Origin of the sequence: Streptomyces sp. NBC_01622 (assembly GCF_045209635.1) — a bacterium.
In the GTDB taxonomy this organism is placed as follows: domain Bacteria; phylum Actinomycetota; class Actinomycetes; order Streptomycetales; family Streptomycetaceae; genus Streptomyces.
This window is the reverse complement of sequence record NZ_CP109293.1, coordinates 2,579,798-2,597,546: the sequence shown is the minus strand read 5'-3', so window position 1 is coordinate 2,597,546 and position 17,749 is coordinate 2,579,798. Positions and strand designations below refer to the sequence as shown.

13 protein-coding genes and 3 pseudogenes are annotated in these 17,749 nt (G+C 71.8%); 4 read left to right on the top strand and 12 right to left on the bottom strand.

Annotated elements, in window-relative coordinates; translation table 11 throughout:
- Nucleotides 1–6 precede the first annotated feature (6 nt).
- The gene (locus OH768_RS11905) at nt 7–2,157 is read right to left on the bottom strand and encodes a protein kinase domain-containing protein (protein ID WP_406452828.1); all 2,151 of its coding nucleotides are present in this window, start codon (nt 2,155–2,157) and stop codon (nt 7–9) included.
- 157 nt (nt 2,158–2,314) lie between these two features.
- Between OH768_RS11905 and OH768_RS11900 the strand changes: the two genes are divergently transcribed.
- On the top strand, nt 2,315–2,956 hold the full coding sequence (locus tag OH768_RS11900; protein ID WP_406452826.1) for a LysE family translocator: 642 nt from the start codon (nt 2,315–2,317) through the stop codon (nt 2,954–2,956).
- Nucleotides 2,957–2,978: 22 nt separating this feature from the next.
- Here the strand turns inward: OH768_RS11900 and OH768_RS11895 are convergent, their stop codons facing one another.
- The gene (locus OH768_RS11895) at nt 2,979–3,419 is read right to left on the bottom strand and encodes an SRPBCC family protein (protein ID WP_406452825.1); all 441 of its coding nucleotides are present in this window, start codon (nt 3,417–3,419) and stop codon (nt 2,979–2,981) included.
- Nucleotides 3,420–3,533: 114 nt separating this feature from the next.
- On the opposite strand from OH768_RS11895, the gene OH768_RS11890 reads away from it, so the two are divergent.
- Nucleotides 3,534–4,547 carry a DUF2278 family protein gene (locus OH768_RS11890; RefSeq protein WP_406452824.1) on the top strand — a complete coding sequence of 338 codons (1,014 nt, stop codon included), beginning with the start codon at nt 3,534–3,536 and terminating at the stop codon, nt 4,545–4,547.
- Between the two features lie 87 nt (nt 4,548–4,634).
- Nucleotides 4,635–5,849 (top strand): cytochrome P450, encoded by a 1,215-nt coding sequence (locus OH768_RS11885; RefSeq protein WP_406452822.1) that lies wholly within the window; start codon nt 4,635–4,637, stop codon nt 5,847–5,849.
- A gap of 1 nt (nt 5,850) precedes the next feature.
- Here OH768_RS11885 and OH768_RS11880 read toward each other — a convergent pair whose 3' ends face one another.
- From OH768_RS11880 to OH768_RS11840, 9 genes and pseudogenes are all read right to left on the bottom strand, one after another.
- Nucleotides 5,851–6,585, bottom strand: coding sequence for a polysaccharide deacetylase family protein (locus tag OH768_RS11880; RefSeq protein WP_406465237.1), 735 nt, complete (start codon nt 6,583–6,585; stop codon nt 5,851–5,853).
- Nucleotides 6,586–6,728: 143 nt separating this feature from the next.
- Nucleotides 6,729–7,307 (bottom strand): histidine phosphatase family protein, encoded by a 579-nt coding sequence (locus OH768_RS11875; RefSeq protein WP_406452820.1) that lies wholly within the window; start codon nt 7,305–7,307, stop codon nt 6,729–6,731.
- A gap of 115 nt (nt 7,308–7,422) precedes the next feature.
- Nucleotides 7,423–8,355 (bottom strand): annotated as a pseudogene (gene metE, locus OH768_RS11870) (5-methyltetrahydropteroyltriglutamate--homocysteine S-methyltransferase); the annotation flags it as partial.
- A gap of 95 nt (nt 8,356–8,450) precedes the next feature.
- Nucleotides 8,451–9,434 carry a methylmalonyl Co-A mutase-associated GTPase MeaB gene (meaB, locus tag OH768_RS11865; protein WP_406452818.1) on the bottom strand — a complete coding sequence of 328 codons (984 nt, stop codon included), beginning with the start codon at nt 9,432–9,434 and terminating at the stop codon, nt 8,451–8,453.
- Nucleotides 9,431–11,617, bottom strand: coding sequence for a methylmalonyl-CoA mutase (scpA, locus tag OH768_RS11860; RefSeq protein ID WP_406452816.1), 2,187 nt, complete (start codon nt 11,615–11,617; stop codon nt 9,431–9,433). The genes meaB and scpA overlap by 4 nt, the downstream gene beginning before the upstream one ends.
- Nucleotides 11,617–13,422 carry a methylmalonyl-CoA mutase family protein gene (locus tag OH768_RS11855; RefSeq protein ID WP_406452814.1) on the bottom strand — a complete coding sequence of 602 codons (1,806 nt, stop codon included), beginning with the start codon at nt 13,420–13,422 and terminating at the stop codon, nt 11,617–11,619. The genes scpA and OH768_RS11855 overlap by 1 nt, the downstream gene beginning before the upstream one ends.
- A pseudogene (locus OH768_RS11850) lies at nt 13,406–13,615 on the bottom strand (hypothetical protein); the annotation flags it as partial. The gene OH768_RS11855 and the pseudogene OH768_RS11850, both read right to left, overlap by 17 nt.
- Nucleotides 13,616–13,679: 64 nt before the next feature.
- Nucleotides 13,680–13,841: pseudogene (locus OH768_RS11845) on the bottom strand (hypothetical protein); the annotation flags it as partial.
- 122 nt (nt 13,842–13,963) lie between these two features.
- Nucleotides 13,964–14,203, bottom strand: a complete 240-nt coding sequence (locus OH768_RS11840; RefSeq protein ID WP_406452812.1) for a hypothetical protein — start codon at nt 14,201–14,203, stop codon at nt 13,964–13,966.
- A gap of 330 nt (nt 14,204–14,533) precedes the next feature.
- On the opposite strand from OH768_RS11840, the gene OH768_RS11835 reads away from it, so the two are divergent.
- The gene (locus OH768_RS11835; RefSeq protein WP_406452810.1) at nt 14,534–16,141 is read left to right on the top strand and encodes a purple acid phosphatase family protein; all 1,608 of its coding nucleotides are present in this window, start codon (nt 14,534–14,536) and stop codon (nt 16,139–16,141) included.
- Nucleotides 16,142–16,144: 3 nt separating this feature from the next.
- Here the strand turns inward: OH768_RS11835 and OH768_RS11830 are convergent, their stop codons facing one another.
- Nucleotides 16,145–17,701 (bottom strand): PucR family transcriptional regulator, encoded by a 1,557-nt coding sequence (locus OH768_RS11830; protein WP_406452808.1) that lies wholly within the window; start codon nt 17,699–17,701, stop codon nt 16,145–16,147.
- Between the last annotated feature and the right edge of the window lie 48 nt (nt 17,702–17,749).

Below are 17,749 nucleotides of genomic sequence, written 5' to 3'. Positions count from 1 at the left end.
CGGCTCTCAACGCGGCAGAACGGGCCGGTCCGTTCGTACGGAGAACGCCGTGTCGCCCGCCACCGCCACCAGGGTGTCCTTGACAAGCAGGGCGTACGGGACGGTGTCGTTCGTGGAGTCACCGGGGTTCTGGAGCGCCGAAGTGCGCCAGCGCACGGTGCCGGTGCGCGCGTTCACGGCCAGCAGCCGGCCGAACCGGTTGGCGAAGTAAAGGGTGTTGGACTTCGTCGAGAGCACCGGATCCGACAGGTTCTCGATCTCCGTCGCCCGCTGCCACAACTGCTTGCCGTCGCTCGCGCGCACGGCGGTGACCGTGCCGTTCGGGCGGACGAAGTGGATGACGCCCTTGAGGAGGGTGGGTGTGCCGCGTGCCGCGCCCGGCAGCGGGATCCGCCGGCCCCCGTCGGCGGGGTCCACCTCTTCCAGGGTGGTGTACGGCTGGTCCTCGCCGCTGCCGAAGGAGCCCGCCGCCAGCTTCGGCACCGCGAACACCAACCGTTCGTCGGTGACACCCAACGGCTCGGCGCCCGTGGGCAGTTGGGCGATCTCCTTGGACGTGCCGTCCGCCGGGTTCAGGTGCAGCAGGCTGACCCCGCCCTTGGTGGGATCGTCCGCCGGTGTGCACAGGCCGTAGGGGGTGCCGTCCAGCACGGCGGGGGTGCAGGCGTCCCCGGCCGACGACTTCGCCGGCGCGGTCCACAGTTCGTGGCCCGTCGGGTCGTAGGCGACGAACTTCGTCGCGTGCTCGTCCATCGCCAGGATTCCGCCGCTGAACATGACGGCGTTCCGGTCCTCGCTGACCGGGTGCGCCCACAGCTGGGTGCCGGTCTTCGCGTCCAGGGCGACCAGGCGCCGGGTGACGAAGGTCTGGGTCGAGTCCGGCTTCACGTAGGTGAAGACGCGGCCGTCCTGGACGCCGACGGGGCGCGAGGTCTCCGGACTGGTGCCCGACCGCCAGGCGACCCGGCCGGAGGCGGCGTCGAGCGCGGTGACCGTGAAGCCGGTACCGGCGCAGTAGACGAGGGCGCCGCCGCCCGCCACGCAGCCGGACTCCCCCTCGTCGAGGGGGATGCCCGTCCTGGCCGTGAGCAGACTCGCCCGCCACGGCTGCCAGCCGGCGGGCAGGGTCACGGCGGACGCGGAGCGCGTGGCCGCGGCGGGCGCGCCCGAGCCCGTGGTGCCGTCCGACATCCGGTGCAGGGTCGTGAGACCGAGCGCGGCGACGGCGACCGCGGTGGCGAGCGTGATGACGAGCCGCCGTACTCGACGCGGGCGCCGTCCGCCGTCCTGGACGGTCGCGGGGGTGCCGGGGCCGGGGCGCGCCGCTCCCGGGACGTCCACCACCGTGGTGGACTCGGGCAGGGTCAGCAACATGCCGTGGAGTTCGGCGAGTTGGGGACGGGCTGTCGCCTCCTTGTCGAGACAGCGCTCGGCGATGCTCCGCAGCGGCTCCGGCACTCCGTCCAACCGGGGCTGCTCGTGCATGACTTGATAACCCGTCAAGTACGGGCTGGCACCGTCGAAGGGCCGGTTGCCGGTGGCCGCGTACACCAGCAGCGAGCCCAGCGAGAAGACGTCGGAGGCGGCCGTGACGTCCCGGGGCGCCGCGAACTGCTCCGGGGACATGAAGGGCGGAGTGCCGATCAGCCGCCCCGTCAGGGTGAGGGTCTGGTTGTCGGCGGCGCGCGAGATCCCGAAGTCGATGACCCGGGGACCGTCCTCGGCGAGCAGTACATTGCTCGGCTTCAAGTCCCGGTGCACCACACCGGCTTGATGGATGTCCCGCAGCGCCTCGACCAGACCGAGGGCCAGGGTGCGCAGGGCCCGGCCGCCCAACGGGCCGTCCTTCTCGACGACTTCGGCGAGCGTACGGCCCGGCACGTACAGCGTCGCCATCCACGGGACCTCGGCATCGGGGTCCGCGTCCACGACGGGCGCGGTGAAGGCACCGCTCACCCGGCGGACGGCGGCGATCTCCTGCCGGAACCGGGCCCGGAACTCCTCGTCCTGCGCGTACTGCGCGTGCACGACCTTGACCGCGACCTGCCGCCCCGAGGCCGACTGCCCCAGATACACGACGCCCATCCCGCCGCTGCCGAGCCGGTCTCCCAGCGCATAGCCGCCAATGGACTCCGCATCCCCGCGGTGAAGCGACATCGGCCGGTCACCCTTCCCGATTCCCGTGCCCACAAAGGCCGTTCAGGACCATCACACTAGAGCGTTCGCGACGGCCACCGGGCACCGGCGCCGCATCGACGCCGGGGGAGCGGGAAATGGGTTGCGAGCCCGGGGTGCCCCCGCCTTCCATGGGCCCATGGTGTCCACCGACCGACTGCTCGCCTTCGCGGCCCTGTCCTTCCTGCTGATCATCGTCCCCGGCCCCAGCGTGCTGTTCGTGATCGGGCGGGCGCTGGCTCACGGCCGCCGCGCCGCGCTGACCACCGTGCTGGGCAACACGCTCGGCGCCTACCTCCTCGTCGTGGCGGTCGCCCTCGGCATCGGCTCGCTGGTGGAACGCTCGGTCCTCGTCTTCACGACCCTCAAGCTCGCCGGCGCCGCCTACCTCGCCTACCTCGGAGTGAAGGCCTGGCGTCAACGCGGCTCCCTGCGGGCCGCGTTCACCGGCGAGGAGGCGCCCCCGCACAGCGGCCTGCGCACCCTCTGGGAGGGCTTCGCCGTCGGGGTCGCCAACCCCAAGACGATCGTGTTCTTCGCCGCCGTACTGCCCCAGTTCGTGGACCGCGAACACGGCCATGTGACGGCCCAGATGCTGCTGCTCGGCCTCGTCTTCAACCTCATCGCCGTGCTCTCCGACAGCGTGTGGGGCCTGGTCGCCGCCACCGCGCGCGACTGGTTCGCCCGCTCCCCGCGCCGCCTCTCCGCGGTCGGCGGTGCGGGCGGCCTCACGATGATCGGCCTGGGCGTGACGGTGGCGGTGACGGGCCGCAAGGACTGACTCCGCCGCCACCGAGATCCCGCTACGGCCGTCTCAGCAGCCCGTTCACCGCCCGCCCGAACATCGACCGCGCCGCCCACCGCAGCGGCCCGTCGAAGAGCCGCGGCAGGAACCGCACCCGCAGCTCCTCCTGCCAGACCACGCGGCTACGGCCCCCCGGCCCCGGCCGCACCTCGATCTCCGCCCAGCCCAGCACCACCCGCCCCCGCTTCTCCAGCCGCACGAGACCCGGTTCGTCGTCCGCCGGCGGTCGCCACACGGTGACCTCCATACGGTCGTCGAAGGCGAGCGGGCCGAGACCGGAGCGGGCCACGAACACCGTGCCCTCGCCGGTCGGCGGCGGAGTGACCACGGTGACCCGGGTCAGCGGGACCACCTCGGCGTGGCGCGGCCACTCCGTCAACCGGCGCCACGCCTCCTCCAGGGGGAGCGGTGCCGTGCGTTCGAGACGGAAGTCGACCATGCAGGGATCGTAGAGAACGCATCACGATCGGCGGTACTTTCGTCGGGGGGCTCACACCCTTGGCCGAGCGGTTCACAGGCACGCAGACGTACACCACAGGGGGAGTCGGTCGTCATGCCACTGAAGGCCTACGGCGTACTGATCACGCGCGCGGTGGACACGAGGCGCGAGGGCGCCGCCGGTACACCGCACTACCAGATCCATCTCACGGACGATGCGGGTACGCATTTCCGGGCCGCGGTCAACGTCCTGTCGGCCGAGCAGCCCTCCGAGCTGCTCTACCTCGTCAACGAGGACTTCCAACACCCGGTCACCGCCCGCCTGGAGGGCCTCCCGAGCGGCTGGAACACCCTGCTGCCCGGACCTGGCGGACCGAACCTCGACTTCGTGCGCGGCAACCTCTTCGACCCGGCGCAGCTCCGCACCCTGCCGCCGGACGTGAGCGGCCCCGACAACGACCTCGCCGACCTCCTCGACCACTACGTACGACGCGCGGTCGACGACGCGGACGCCCGGCTGTACGTCTTCGGCGAGCGCTTCGGCCCCGAACCGACCGTCAAGGACAAGGTGTTCGGGTTCCTGCCCGGCAACGGCGTCCACGACATCCACATGAACCAGGGCAACAGCCGCCGCTTCAGCAGCGACGACGGGGTCTGGCAGGACGGCGGCATCCTGATCCACTTCCCTGCGCAGTCGCGCTGGGTGGGCGTCTTCCTCGCCTTCCAGAGCCAGTCCTGGCACACCGACGACACCACCGGCCACACCCTGGAGGGCACCGACGGCAACCGCAACGAGCCCGGCGGGCAGCCCGTCCGGGTCGTGGCGGCCCTGGTCAACGCCCGTGGCCCGGCACCTGAGGCGGAGAGCGTCACGCTCCTCAACGCCTCGCCCGACCCCGTCGACCTGACCGGCTGGCACGTCCGGGACCGGCTGGGCAACTCCTGCGCGGTACCCGCCCCCGGCCCCCTCGCCGCCGGCGCCCCGCTCCTCGTCCCGCTCACGGACGGCGTCCAACTCGGCAACCAGGGCGGCGAGATCACCCTCCTCGACGCGGCGGGACTCAAGGTCCACGGCGTCTCGTACACGGTGGACCAGGCCGCGCGCGAGGGCTGGACCGTCGTGTTCTGACCCTGCCCGGAACCTCTCTTCCGCACCGCGTGCGCGTACGGCACCATGAGCCCGACCCGCACCGCACCACCGGCCGGAGGGTGTCCCGTGGACCGCGAACTGCACGGCAGGCTCGACGAGTTGCAGCGCGACCCGTACCCGTACTACACCCGGGCGCGGCAGGCCGAGGGCCTCACCCACGTCGCCGAACTCGACGCCTGGCTCATCGCCCGGGACGCCGACGTCCGCGAAGTCCTGCGCCGCCCCGACGACTTCTCCTCGGCGGTCGCGCTGCGGCCCGACGTGCTGCCGTCGCCCGCCGCGCTCGCCGTCCTCGGCGGCGGCTTCGGCGGGCGGCCGGTCGTCGTCACCGCGGACGGCGCGGAGCACCAGCGACTGCGCGCGCCCATCGTCCGCGGCCTCTCCCCGGCCCGCGTCACGGCCGTGCTGCCCTACGCCGCCGAGCGCGCCGCCGCCCTCGTCGACACGTTCGCCGAGGACGGGCACGTAGAGCTGATGTCGGCGTACGCCCGCAGGCTCCCCGGCGAGGTGATCGGCCGGATCGTCGGCCTCGACCCCGCAGACGTGCCCGGAGTCGTCCACGGCGGCCACCGCGCCGAGGAGTTGCTGTTCCGACCCCTGGAGGAGGCCGAACAGGTCGCCGCGGCCCAGGACGTCGTCACGATGCAGCACACCCTCGACCGGTACGTACGGGACCGCTACGACCAGCCCCGCGAGGACCTCTGCTCGGAGCTGGTCGCCTCCGTCGTCGAGGGGCCGCTCGCCCTGGATCACCGGCACCAACTCGTCGCCGATCTCCAGAACTTGCTGATCGCCGGACATCTCACCACCACGGCGCTCATCGGCACGACCGTCCTGCATCTGCTCCGCCACCCGCGCCAGTGGGAGCTGCTGTGCGCCGAACCCGAGCGCATCCCCGCGGCGATCGAGGAGGCGGCCCGCTACGACACCGCGCTGCAGGGCTTCCGCAGAATCACCACCCGGCCGGTCGTCCTCGCCGGTACCGAACTCCCCGCCGGGGCAACGCTGTTCATCGCCTTCGGCGCGGCCAACCGGGACGAGCGGCGCCACCCGCGCGCCGACACCTTCGACATCACCCGCTCTCCGTCGGCCCGCCACCTCGCCTTCGGCCTCGGCGTGCACGGCTGCCCGGGCTCACAACTCGCCCGGGAGCAACTCAGGCTCACCCTGGAGGAGTTGACCCGCCGCCTGCCCGGACTACGGCTCGCGGAAGACCGTCCGGTCACCATGCGGCCCACGATGATCCACCGTTCCCCGTACGCCCTGCACCTGACCTGGTGACTCAGGGCCGGTAGACCTTCCCCGGCTCCGCCTTCCCGGGCGCCAGCAGCTGCGGCACGGTCACGAACACATACCCGCGTGCCTTCAGCGCGTCGATGATCCCGGGGACGGCGGGCACGGTGCCCCGGTACAGGTCGTGCAGCAGGATGATCCCGTCCCGGGTGGCCTGGGCGAGGACGCGCTTGGTGATGAGGGCGGAGTCGGTGGTCGCGTAGTCCTTGGCGGTCACGCTCCACAGGACCTCCGCGAGGCCCAGCTCACGGCAGATCTTGTGCACGGTGTCGTCGGTACGGCCCTGCGGCGGACGCATCAGCGTCGGCTTCTTCCCGGTGATCCGCTCTATCGCGTCGTCCGTGCGTTCCAGTTCGCCGCGTATCTGCGCGGGCGTTATCCGGGTCAGGATCTTGTGGTCCCAGGTGTGGCTGGCCACCTCGTGCCCCTCGGCGGCCATGCGCTCGACCAGCTCCGGGTACTTCTCGATGTGCCGCTTGCCGAGCAGGAAGAAGGTCGCCGGGACCTGCTTCTCCTTCAGGATGTCGAGCAGCCGCGCCGAGTTCTCGCTCGGCCCGGCGTCGAAGGTCAGCGCGATGCACTTCGCATCACGGCAGTCGACGGTTCCGAAACGGGCCTGCGCGGTCGCCGGCACGTCATGCGTCCGGGCGGCGGCGGGCGCGGTCGTGTCGAGCTCGGTGCACCCGCTCGACGCAAGGCCCAGCGAGGCGACCGCCACGAACATGCCGACGGCACGCAACCCGGCCCGGGTTCTTTTCCTCTTCTTGTTCAGAGAACTCAGAGATGGCATGTCCAGACTATACATACAGAGTATATACGGTGTGTATAGTTGGTCTGGGGTGCTCGGGGGGCGAGCCTGTCCCCGCGTCAGCGGGCCTCGGCCCCCAGCTCCCGCCCGAGCCGCAGATTCCATCGCCCGGACTGTCCGCTGAGGTCGGTCGCGGTTAGCGGGGGCACGTCGAGCCGCCAGAACGCGGGCCCGGGTGCGCCGAGGATCGTGACCGCCAGGGCCCGTACGAGCTCCTGTTCTACGACCGCGAGGGTCCGGCCCTCGAATGTCGCCGCCATCTCCAGCCACCCGGCGGCCCGCTCGCACAGCGCCCGCACCGACTCACCGCCATGGGGTGCGGCATCCGGGTCCGTCAGCCAGGCCATCACCCCGTCCGGCTCCCGCGCCATCACCTCGTCGAGAGTCAGACCCCGCCAGCGGCCCATGTCGAGCCCCGCCAACTCCGGCTCCGGTACGGCCGCGAGACCGAGGGCGGACGCCGTCTCCCGGCAGCGTGCGGTGGGGGAGACCAGCACCCGGTCGGCCGCCCCGAGCGAGCCGGCGGCGGACTCGGCGCGGGCCCTGCCACTCGGGTCGAGCGGACTGCCGTCGTCGAACCGGGCCTCCCGCAGGGACCGGTTCAACGCCGGTGAGATCAAGGTGATACGGCTGGTCACTCGCTCGCTCCAGTTCTCCGGCCTGTTTCTCCGGGCTGTACGGAACATCGTCTCGCGTACACCGCACGGCGGGGGCGGCCGGGCGGACACCCGCCCGGCCGCCCCCGCCTCCGGCTCAGGAACCCGCCAGTTCCTCTCGGACCGTACGGGCCGCCGCGACCAGGTTCTCCAGCGACGCGCGGGTCTCGGGCCAGCCGCGGGTCTTCAGCCCGCAGTCGGGATTGACCCACAGCCGTTCCGGCGGAATGGCCTCAAGTCCCTTGCGCAGCAGGGCCGCTGCCTCGTTCGCGCTCGGGACGCGCGGCGAGTGGATGTCGTAGACGCCGGGTCCGGCCTCGCGCGGATAACCGTGCCCGGCGAGCTCACGGGCCACCTGCATGTGCGAACGGGCCGCCTCCAGACTGATGACGTCCGCGTCGAGATCGTCGATGGCCTGCACGATGTCGCCGAACTCGGCGTAGCACATATGGGTGTGGATCTGGGTGTCCGGCCTGACCCCGGCGGTGGTGAGCCGGAACGCCTCCGTCGCCCAGGCGAGATACGCCTCCCGGTCCGCCGCCCGCAGCGGAAGCGTCTCGCGCAGCGCCGGCTCGTCGACCTGGATGACCGAAGTCCCGGCCCCCTCAAGGTCGTTGACCTCGTCGCGCAGGGCGAGCGCGACCTGCCGGGCGGTGTCGCCGAGCGGCTGGTCGTCGCGGACGAAGGACCAGGCGAGCATGGTGACCGGCCCGGTGAGCATGCCCTTGACCGGCCGCGAGGTGAGGGTTTGGGCGTACGTCGTCCAGCGGACCGTCATCGGCTCGGGGCGGGAGATGTCGCCGGCCAGGATGGGCGGACGGACGTAACGGGTGCCGTAGGACTGGACCCAGCCGTGCTGCGTGGCGAGATACCCCGTCAGCTGCTCGGCGAAGTACTGGACCATGTCGTTGCGTTCGGGCTCGCCGTGCACCAGGACGTCGAGGCCGGTCTTCTCCTGGAAGGAGATCACCTCGCCGATCTCCGCCCTGATGCGCTCTTCGTACCCGGCCGTGTCGATCCGGTTGGCCCTCGCGTCGATTTTTGGCTTCGGGTCGATGGGGGCTGGTCGCGCCCACGCGGCGGAGCCGCATATTGACACAGCCCCGCGCCCCTGAAGAAGGTGGGTCAGCCGGGCCGGGATCCAAAAGCTCTCAGGATGTGCTCGGCCGCCAGGGTCGCCGTCAACTCGCCCTCCCTTACCTGCCGTTCGAGGTCCGGGGCCAGTGCGCGTACGGCCGGATCCGCGTGCAGCCTGCCCAGAAGCTCCTCGCGGACCATCGTCCACGTCCAGTCCACCTGCTGCTCGCGGCGTTTGGCGGCGAGGCGGCCCGTTGAGTCCAGCAGGGAGCGGTGTTGTTCCAGGCGCTCCCAGACCGTCTCCAGGCCCGTCCCCTCGCGGGCGCTGCAGCTCAGGACCGGTGGGGTCCAGGCGGCGTCGGCCGGATGCATCAGGCGTAGGGCGCCCGCCAGTTCACGTGCCGCGCTCTTCGCGTCGCGTTCGTGCGGGCCGTCCGCCTTGTTGACGGCGATGACGTCCGCCAGCTCCAGGACGCCCTTCTTGATGCCCTGCAACTGGTCGCCCGTGCGGGCCAGGGTCAACAGCAGGAAGGAGTCGACCATGTTGGCCACGGCGGTCTCGGACTGGCCTACGCCGACAGTCTCGACGAGGACGATGTCGTAGCCCGCCGCCTCCATCACCACGATCGACTCCCGGGTCGCCTTCGCGACGCCGCCGAGTGTGCCGGCGGTGGGGGAGGGGCGGACGAAAGCCGCCGGGTCCACGGCCAGGCGTTCCATGCGGGTCTTGTCGCCGAGGATCGAGCCGCCCGTGCGGGTCGACGACGGGTCCACGGCCAGCACCGCGACCCGGAAACCGAGCGAGGTGAGCAGCGTGCCGAACGCGTCGATGAACGTCGACTTGCCGACGCCCGGCACACCGCTGATCCCGATGCGCCGGGCCTTCCCGCTGTGCGGCAGCAGTTCGGTCAGCAACTCCTGTGCCATGGTGCGGTGTTGAGGCTTCGTCGACTCGACCAGTGTGATGGCGCGGGCCACCAGGGCCCGCTTGCCGTCGAGTACGCCCTTCACATAGGTGTCGACATCGATCACGGGGTGTGCCCGAGGTCGGTGGCCAGCCGCTCGACCAGGTCGTAGGCCGCGTCCGGGATCACCGTCCCGGGCGGGAACACGGCCGCCGCACCCATCTCCAGGAGCGTGGGCACGTCCTGCGGCGGGATCACCCCGCCGACCACGATCATGATGTCCTCGCGGCCCTCCTCGGCGAGGGACTCCTTCAACGCCGGTACGAGGGTGAGGTGTCCGGCGGCCAGCGAGGACACCCCGACGACGTGCACGTCCGCCTCGACGGCCTGGCGGGCGACCTCGCCGGGGGTCTGGAAGAGGGGGCCGACGTCGACGTCGAAGCCGAGGTCGGCGAAGGCGGTGGCGATCACCTTCTGGCCGCGGTCGTGGCCGTCCTGGCCCATCTTGGCGACCAGAATGCGCGGGCGGCGGCCCTCGGCCTCCTCGAACTCGGCCACGAGGGCGCGGGTGCGCTCGACGGACGGGGACTCGCCGGCTTCGGTGCGGTACACACCGGAGATCGTACGGATCTGGCTCGCGTGCCGCCCGTACACCTTCTCCAGCGCGTCGGAGATCTCACCGACCGTGGCCTTCGCGCGGGCCGCGTTCACCGCCAGCTCCAGGAGGTTGCCGGTGCCTTCGGCCGCCCGGGTGAGGGCGTGCAGGGCGTCCTGGGTGGCCTGTTCGTCGCGCTCGGCGCGCAACCGCCGCAGTTTCTCGATCTGTTGGGTGCGGACGGAGGAGTTGTCGACCTTGAGGACGTCGATCTGCTCGTCGGTCTCCACCCGGTACTTGTTGACGCCGATGACCGGCTGGCGCCCGGAGTCGATACGCGCCTGGGTGCGGGCCGCCGCCTCCTCGATGCGCAGCTTGGGGATGCCCGCGTCGATGGCCTTGGCCATGCCCCCGGCCGCCTCGACCTCCTCGATGTGCTGCCAGGCCCGGCGCGCGAGGTCGTAGGTGAGCTTCTCGACGTACGCGCTGCCGCCCCACGGGTCGATGACCCGGGTGGTGCCGGACTCCTGCTGGATCAGCAACTGGGTGTTGCGGGCGATGCGGGCCGAGAAGTCGGTGGGCAGCGCGAGGGCCTCGTCGAGGGCGTTGGTGTGCAGGGACTGGGTGTGGCCCTGAGTGGCCGCCATGGCCTCCACGGCCGTACGCGTCACGTTGTTGAACACGTCCTGCGCAGTCAGCGACCAGCCCGAGGTCTGTGAATGGGTGCGCAGGGAGAGGGACTTGGCGTTCTGCGGGTCGAACTGCTTCACCAGTCTCGCCCAGAGCAGGCGGGCCGCCCGCAGCTTCGCGATCTCCATGAAGAAGTTCATGCCGATCGCCCAGAAGAAGGACAGCCGGGGCGCGAACGCGTCCACGTCCATCCCCGCCTCCCGGCCCGCCCGGATGTACTCGACCCCGTCCGCGAGGGTGTACGCCAGCTCCAAGTCGGCCGTCGCGCCCGCCTCTTGGATGTGGTAGCCGGAGATGGAGATCGAGTTGTAGCGGGGCATCCGCTGCGAGGTGTAGGCGAAGATGTCGGAGATGATCCGCATCGACGGCTTCGGCGGATAGATGTAGGTGTTGCGGACCATGAACTCCTTGAGGATGTCGTTCTGGATGGTCCCGGCCAACTTCTCGGGCGGTACGCCCTGTTCCTCCGCCGCCACGATGTAGAGGGCGAGCACGGGCAGCACCGCGCCGTTCATCGTCATCGACACGGTCATCCTGTCCAGCGGGATGCCGTCGAAGAGCTGGCGCATGTCGTAGATCGAGTCGATCGCCACGCCCGCCATGCCGACGTCACCGGTCACACGCGGGTGGTCGCTGTCGTAACCCCGGTGCGTGGGCAGGTCGAAGGCGACCGACAGGCCCTTCTGGCCGGCCGCCAGATTGCGCCGGTAGAACGCGTTGGACTCCTCGGCCGTGGAGAAGCCCGCGTACTGGCGGATCGTCCAGGGCTGGTTGACGTACATCGTCGGGTACGGGCCGCGCAGATACGGCGCGATGCCGGGGTAGGTGGCGAGGAAGTCCAGGCCTTCCAGGTCCTGCCCGGTGTACAGCGGCTTGACCGCGATGCCCTCCGGGGTCTCCCAGAGCAGGTCGTCGCCACCGGCCGCCTTCTTGACGGCGTCGCGCCACTCGTCGGTACCGGCTTCGGCGGCCGGGGCCCCCAGCTCGATCCCGGAGAAGTCGGGGATCCGCCCCGTCGCTGCCATCAGGACACTCCCATGCGGTCGAGGGTGGCGGACAGGACGGCCACGGCGTCACAGCCCGCGAAGACATAGGCGTCGATACCGGGGTACTGCCCGGGACGGCCCGCGAGGAACACGTGCCCGGCACCGGCCGACCTCAACTCCCCGGCGACCGAGGCCGCTTGCTCCTCGTACAGCGCGTCGCTGGAGCACAGACAGGCCTCGGTGGCTCCGCTGTCCGCGAAGGTGCCCTCGGTGACGGGCTCGATGCCGCCCGCCTGGAACAGGTTCGAGGCGAAGGCGAGGCGGGCGGTGTGCGCGGCGGCGGGGCCGAGCGCGGCCAGGAAGATGCGCGGGCGGGAGCCGGTCGCCGCGAGGTGGGCGTCGGAGCGGGTGCGCAGGGTTTCGTAGGCCTCGTCGCGGCGCACGCGCGGCAGTCCGCCGCAGGGTTCCGAGGGGGCCGGTGCGCGCTCCGGGAGGCGCTCGGCGAGGTTGGGGAACTCGCTCACGCCGGTGATCGGTTCGCGGCGCTTGGCGAGCTTCGCGCTGCGTGCCGCCCAGGTGGCGGCGAGGTCCTCGCGGAGGCTGCCGGAGGCCAACGCGGCGGCCTGGCCGCCCTCTTGCTCGATGTGCTGGAAGAACTCCCAGCCCGCGTGGGCGAGTTCGTCCGTGAGCCGCTCCACGTACCAGGAGCCGCCCGCCGGGTCGATCACCCGGGACAGATGCGACTCCTCGACCAGGATCGTCGAGGTGTTGCGGGCGATCCGGCGCGCGAACGCGTCCGGCAGGCCCAGCGCGTGGTCGAACGGCAGCACGGTCACGGACTCGGCGCCGCCCACCCCGGCGGCCAGCGTCGCGACCGTCGTGCGCAGCATGTTCACCCACGGGTCGCGGCGGGACATCATCACCGGCGAGGTCACCGCGTGCTGCACCTGCCCGCCGGGAGCCCCGCACACCTCGGCCACCCGGGCCCAGAGCCTGCGCGCCGCGCGCAGCTTGGCGATCGTGAGGAACTGGTCGGCGGTCGCCGCGTACCTGAACTCCAGCTGGGCGACGGCGTGTTCGACGCTCAGCCCCGCCCCGGTCAGCTCCCGCAAATAGGCGACACCGGTGGCCAGCGAGGCGCCCAGCTCCTGCGCCGCCGAACCGCCGGCCTCGTGGTACGGCAGCGCGTCCACGGTCAGCGCGCGCAGCCCCGGGTACTCCTCGGCGCAGCGCCGGGCGAGCGCGGCGACGGGAGCGAAGTCGAAGGCCTCGGCCCCGGTGCGGGCCACGAAGCCCAGCGGGTCGGCGCCCAGGTTGCCCCGGGCGGCCTCCCGCGCGATGCCCCGCTCCTCGTACAGCCGTAGCAACTCGGCCGCGGCGGAAGCGACTTCGGGCCCCGGGTCGAGGACGACGGGTGCCAGGTCGAGATAGACGCCGTCGAGGACCCGGCCGAGCGAGGCGACCGGGATGCCCTGCTCGCCCACGGCCAGCCACAGCGAGGTGACGCCGTTCTCCAGGTCGCCGAGGACCGCGGAGTTGTCGGCCGTCGTGTGCCGCTGCCGTACGTCCCAGCCGCCGAGGGTGTTGCCCTCGGCCCGGCCGCCCCGCACGAAGGGGGCGAAACCGGGAAGGCCGGGCTCGGGCGCGGAGTCGTCCGCGGTGTACAGGGGGCGGGCACGCAGCCCGTCCTCCAGGGGGGTGGACAGGGCGTCTTCCGCTGCCGTGCCCGAGGCTTCCTTGCCCGACTTGCGCAGTACGCCTTCCACCAGGCGTTGCCACTGCTCATGGGTCGCGTCAGGGAACTCGGCGGCCAGCGAGAGCCCGTCGTCAGGCAGGACCGTCATGCTCGGATGCTAGGGCAAACGTGCAGGTGAGCAGCAGAGGACGCGGCTGTGACCTTGGCCTCGCCTGGCGGTCTAGACCATTTCGCTTGCAGTCCGACGCCCCGTCGGCCACCGCGACGACCGGTGGCAGGCCGACCAGGTTGTAACCGGACGCCACGGACAGGTGATAGGCACCGGCCGCCGGGGCGGAGAGCCAGGGGGACGGTGAGGGGGGTGACGCCCAGCGGCGCGGCAAGGGCGCGCAGCGCGGGTTCGGAGAGCCTGATGGCGGCCTGCTCGGGGCCGAGGGCGGCGGCGAGGCTCGCCGCCGAGGTGAAGCCGGCGGTGCGGGGGAATCGGATGGTTCGGCTGGAGACATCGGGCGGCTCCTTGAGGGAAGGCGAGGTGCGCGGAACGGCCGGTTCGGCCTGGACGCCCACTCGAAGCCATGCCCGGGTGATCGGGGTCCGGGGCGGTCTCTGACGGATGCTTGATGGTGAGCGCCGCACTCATAACGCCTCGCTGACGAGGGCGGGAACCGCTGGTCAGCGCCCGCCGTCCGTCAGCTCGCGGGCGTCGACCGCCCGCCGCAGGGCGATGCGCCGGTGCGGGGCGGCCGGCTCGCCTTCCGGGGCGAGGAGTCGTTGGTCGGCCCTAGGGGGAGCGCCAACGGCGAGCGCCCGTGGGCGAGTTCACCGCCGGCCGGCTCCCAGGCGAGTACGGCCGGCACTTCGGCGCCGGTCCGGCGGGCCCCCCGCACGGCCCGGTACAGCGCCGGGAGGCTCCCCGGTGAACCGCTCACTCCCACCACGGCACGCAGCCGCCCGGCACTGTTCGTCGCCGTTCGCTCCTCGCCGTACGACCCACTTCCGCAGCCCACCGAAGCGCCGGTTCTTGACGCGCCCGTGACGCGGCGGCGGCAGTGGCCGGAATTGATCCCTCAACTCGCCTTCCGCCGCCCGCCCGTGCCAACGGAGTGGCGGCCACTGGCAAAGCGCGGGGCAAGAATCGGCGCCGCGGACCGCCCCGTGAGACGCGATGACCGTCTGGCAACGCACTGTTCACTCAGGAGCCGCCGGGAAGCGCCAGGGTGCGGACGTCGTCAGCTCAAGTGCTCGCCAGGGAGGGCATCATGACCGCACAGACAGAGACACCGGACGGTTCGGGGCAGTCGTCCGAGGGGGTCAGCCGACGGCACGCGCTGGGCCTCCTCGGTACGGCCGGCGCGGGCGCCGCCGTCACCCCCCTGCTGGGAGCAGGCACGGCACAGGCCGCCCCGCTGGAGGCCCCGGCACTGCACCTCACCGCGGACTCCTCCGGCGCTTCGCCGGTCCAGGGCCTGCACCTCACCTTCGGGGCGGACCCGCGCACCCAGATGACGGTCTCGTGGATCACCGACAAACCGGTGACCAGACCCGTCGTGCGCTACGGCACCCTGGAGCACGGCTTCGGCTCCAGCGCCAGGGCCCGCACGGTGACCTACGTCGACGGCACCTCCAGCCGCACCGTCTACGTCCACCACGCCGCGCTGAACAAGCTCACCCCGGACACCGACTACCTCTACCTCGCCACCCACCAGGGCGCGACCCCCGACAGCGGTACGTTCCGCACCGCCCCGCGCGGCCGGAAGCCGCTCACCTTCACCAGCTTCGGCGACCAGTCCGCACCCCAGGTGACCTGGGCGGCCAACGGCACGGTCGGGCTCGACGCGAACTCCACGCCCGCGACGAAGGACATCGTCACCGGCATCGAGCAGGTCGCCCCGCTCTTCCACCTCCTCAACGGCGACCTCTGCTACGCCAACCTGGACGTCGACCGGGTCCGCACCTGGAACAACTTCTTCACCAACAACACCCGTTCGGCCCGCTTCCGCCCCTGGATGCCGGCGGCCGGCAACCACGAGATCGAGAAGGCCAACGGCCCGATCGGGCTCGGCGCCTACCAGACCTACTTCGACCTCCCGTCCACCGAGACCGACGCCGAACTCGCGGGCCTCTACTACGCGTTCACGGCCGGTTCGGTCCGGGTCATCGTGCTGCAGAACGACGACAACTGCCTCCAGGACGGCGGCGACGTCTACATCAGCGGCTACTCCGGCGGACGCCAACTCGCCTTCCTGGAGAAGGAGTTGAAGGCGGCCCGGGCCTCGCGCGACACCGACTGGATCGTCGTCGCCATGCACCAGGTCATGGTCAGCTCCACGGACGCGAACGGCGCCGACCTGGGCCTGCGCCAGAAGTACGGCCCCCTGTTCGACCGGTACGGCGTGGACCTGGTGCTCTGCGGACACGAGCACAACTACGAGCGCTCGCTGGCCGTTCGCGGTGTCGTCAGCGGCACCGAGACGCTGACCCCCAACCCGGTCTCCACGGCCACCGACGACATCGACACCGGCCTCGGCACCGTCCACATGATCCTCGGCGGCGGTGGCGTCTCGGGCACCACGAACCAGAGCTTCTTCAAGGACGGCACCGGCAAGGTGATCACGTCCGTGTCGGCGACCCCCGGCTCCAACGGCAAGCGCACCTCCACCTACACCAAGGAGGAGGCGGTCTGGATCGGCGTCCGGGACACCGAACACCCCTACGGTTTTGCCGCGTTCACCGTCGACCCCGGCGCGCACCCCGGCGACACCACCCGTATGCACGTGACCTACTACAACGTGAACAAGCCCAACGGCGACCTGTCGGTGTTCGAGAACTTCACCCTCCACCGCAAGCGCTCGGACGGCTATCGCTAAGCCCTAGCCGGAGCGGTCCTGGCCCTCGTCCGGCAACCAGTCCAGGGCGAACCAGAGTTCCATCCTTACTCCGGGGTCCTGCAGGTCCACATCGAGCAGTTCGGCGACCCGTGCCAGACGGTGCCGCACGGTGTTCCGGTGGATCTGCAGGGCCGCCGCCGTACGGTCCCAACTGCCGTGCAGAGTCAGCCAGGTTCGCAGGGTTTCGACCAGGACCGGCGCGCCCGGCGAACCGGCCTCGCCGAGCGGGGCGAACCGGGTGCGGGCCAACTCCCGGGCGTCGGCGGCCGGAACGAGTCCGTGGACGGTGAGCGGATCCCTGGTGTGGACGACGGCCGGCACCTGTGCGGCGAGCGCGCGTCGCAGGGCGCGTCCGGCCTGGACATCGGCGTGCGCCAGCTCCGAGGCCGGCACCGGCGTACTGAACCCGAGCACCCAGCCCAAGTCCGCTGCCTGCGCGGGCACTTCGGGCCGTACGTCCGGCGCACCGGGCACCAGCGCCTTCAGCTCGGAGCCGTCGACATACAGATACGAGGTGCCCAACGCGGTGCCCAGGGTGGCGAGTTGAGCCGGATCGTCTCCAGGTGGCGGTGCCGGTGTGTACCGGCCGTGGACCACGACCCAGTGCCCGGCGGGCGCGAGCGCGGGCGCCACGTCGGCCGGGGTCGCGCCCAGCATGAGCCGTACCAGCGCGCCCGCGCTGTGCGTGTCGGTGCCCAGGGCGTGCCGGGGGCTGGTGAGCAGGGCCAGCAGCACGGCCGCAGTGCTGGTGATCTGGCGGTGCACCAGGGTCGGGGCGGTGGTGGCGGCCTGGCCGAGGGCGAGCGCCATCGCAGTGCCGTCGGCGCCGGGGAGGGTGTGCACGGTCAGATGGATGCCGCCCTCGTGGTCGGCCGCGGCGGCCGGTGCGGACCGGCCGGCGGAACCGGTGCGGACCCGGGCGAGGGTGCGCACGGCGAGGTCACGCACCCGCCCCGGTGTGGGGGCCGCGGGCCGGGGACCGGCGCTGAACAACTCGTTGCCCCGGGCGTCGTGCAACACCGCCCAGGCGCCGGTGTGCCCGCTGAGCTGGGCGAGCACGGCCCGCAGCGCGTCCGGCCGGGCGGCCGCCGCGGCCAGCGCCGACTGTGCCCGGGAGATCTCGCGCAGCGCACGGTTGCGGGCCTCGGCGATCGCCGCGTACGTGGCCTGCCCGACCGCCACGAACGGGGTCGCGGGCGGCAGCCGTAGCAGGGGAAGGCCGTGGCGGTCGCAGGCGGCGACCAGCTCGGCCGGGACCTCGTCGTGCACGGGCGCGACCCCGAACCCGAGCGCGCACACCCCGGCCGCGACGACCCGCCGTACATACGTGTCGACGCCCTCCGCGTCCAGCGGCAGCCGCACACCCGCCGTGAGGAGCAGCTCGCCGCCCACCAGATACGGCGACGGGTCCTCGATCTCCGTGGTGCCGACCGTGCTGACCAGGTGATCCCCGGCGGGCCCCGCGACCTGCCGCAGGTCGAGTGCGGGATCGGCGAGCAGCACGCTCAGCGGCACGGACGGCTGCTCGGACTCGGTCATGAGGGGACGTCCTTCCGGTCCGGCGGCACCACGGAAGCCTGCCGGAAT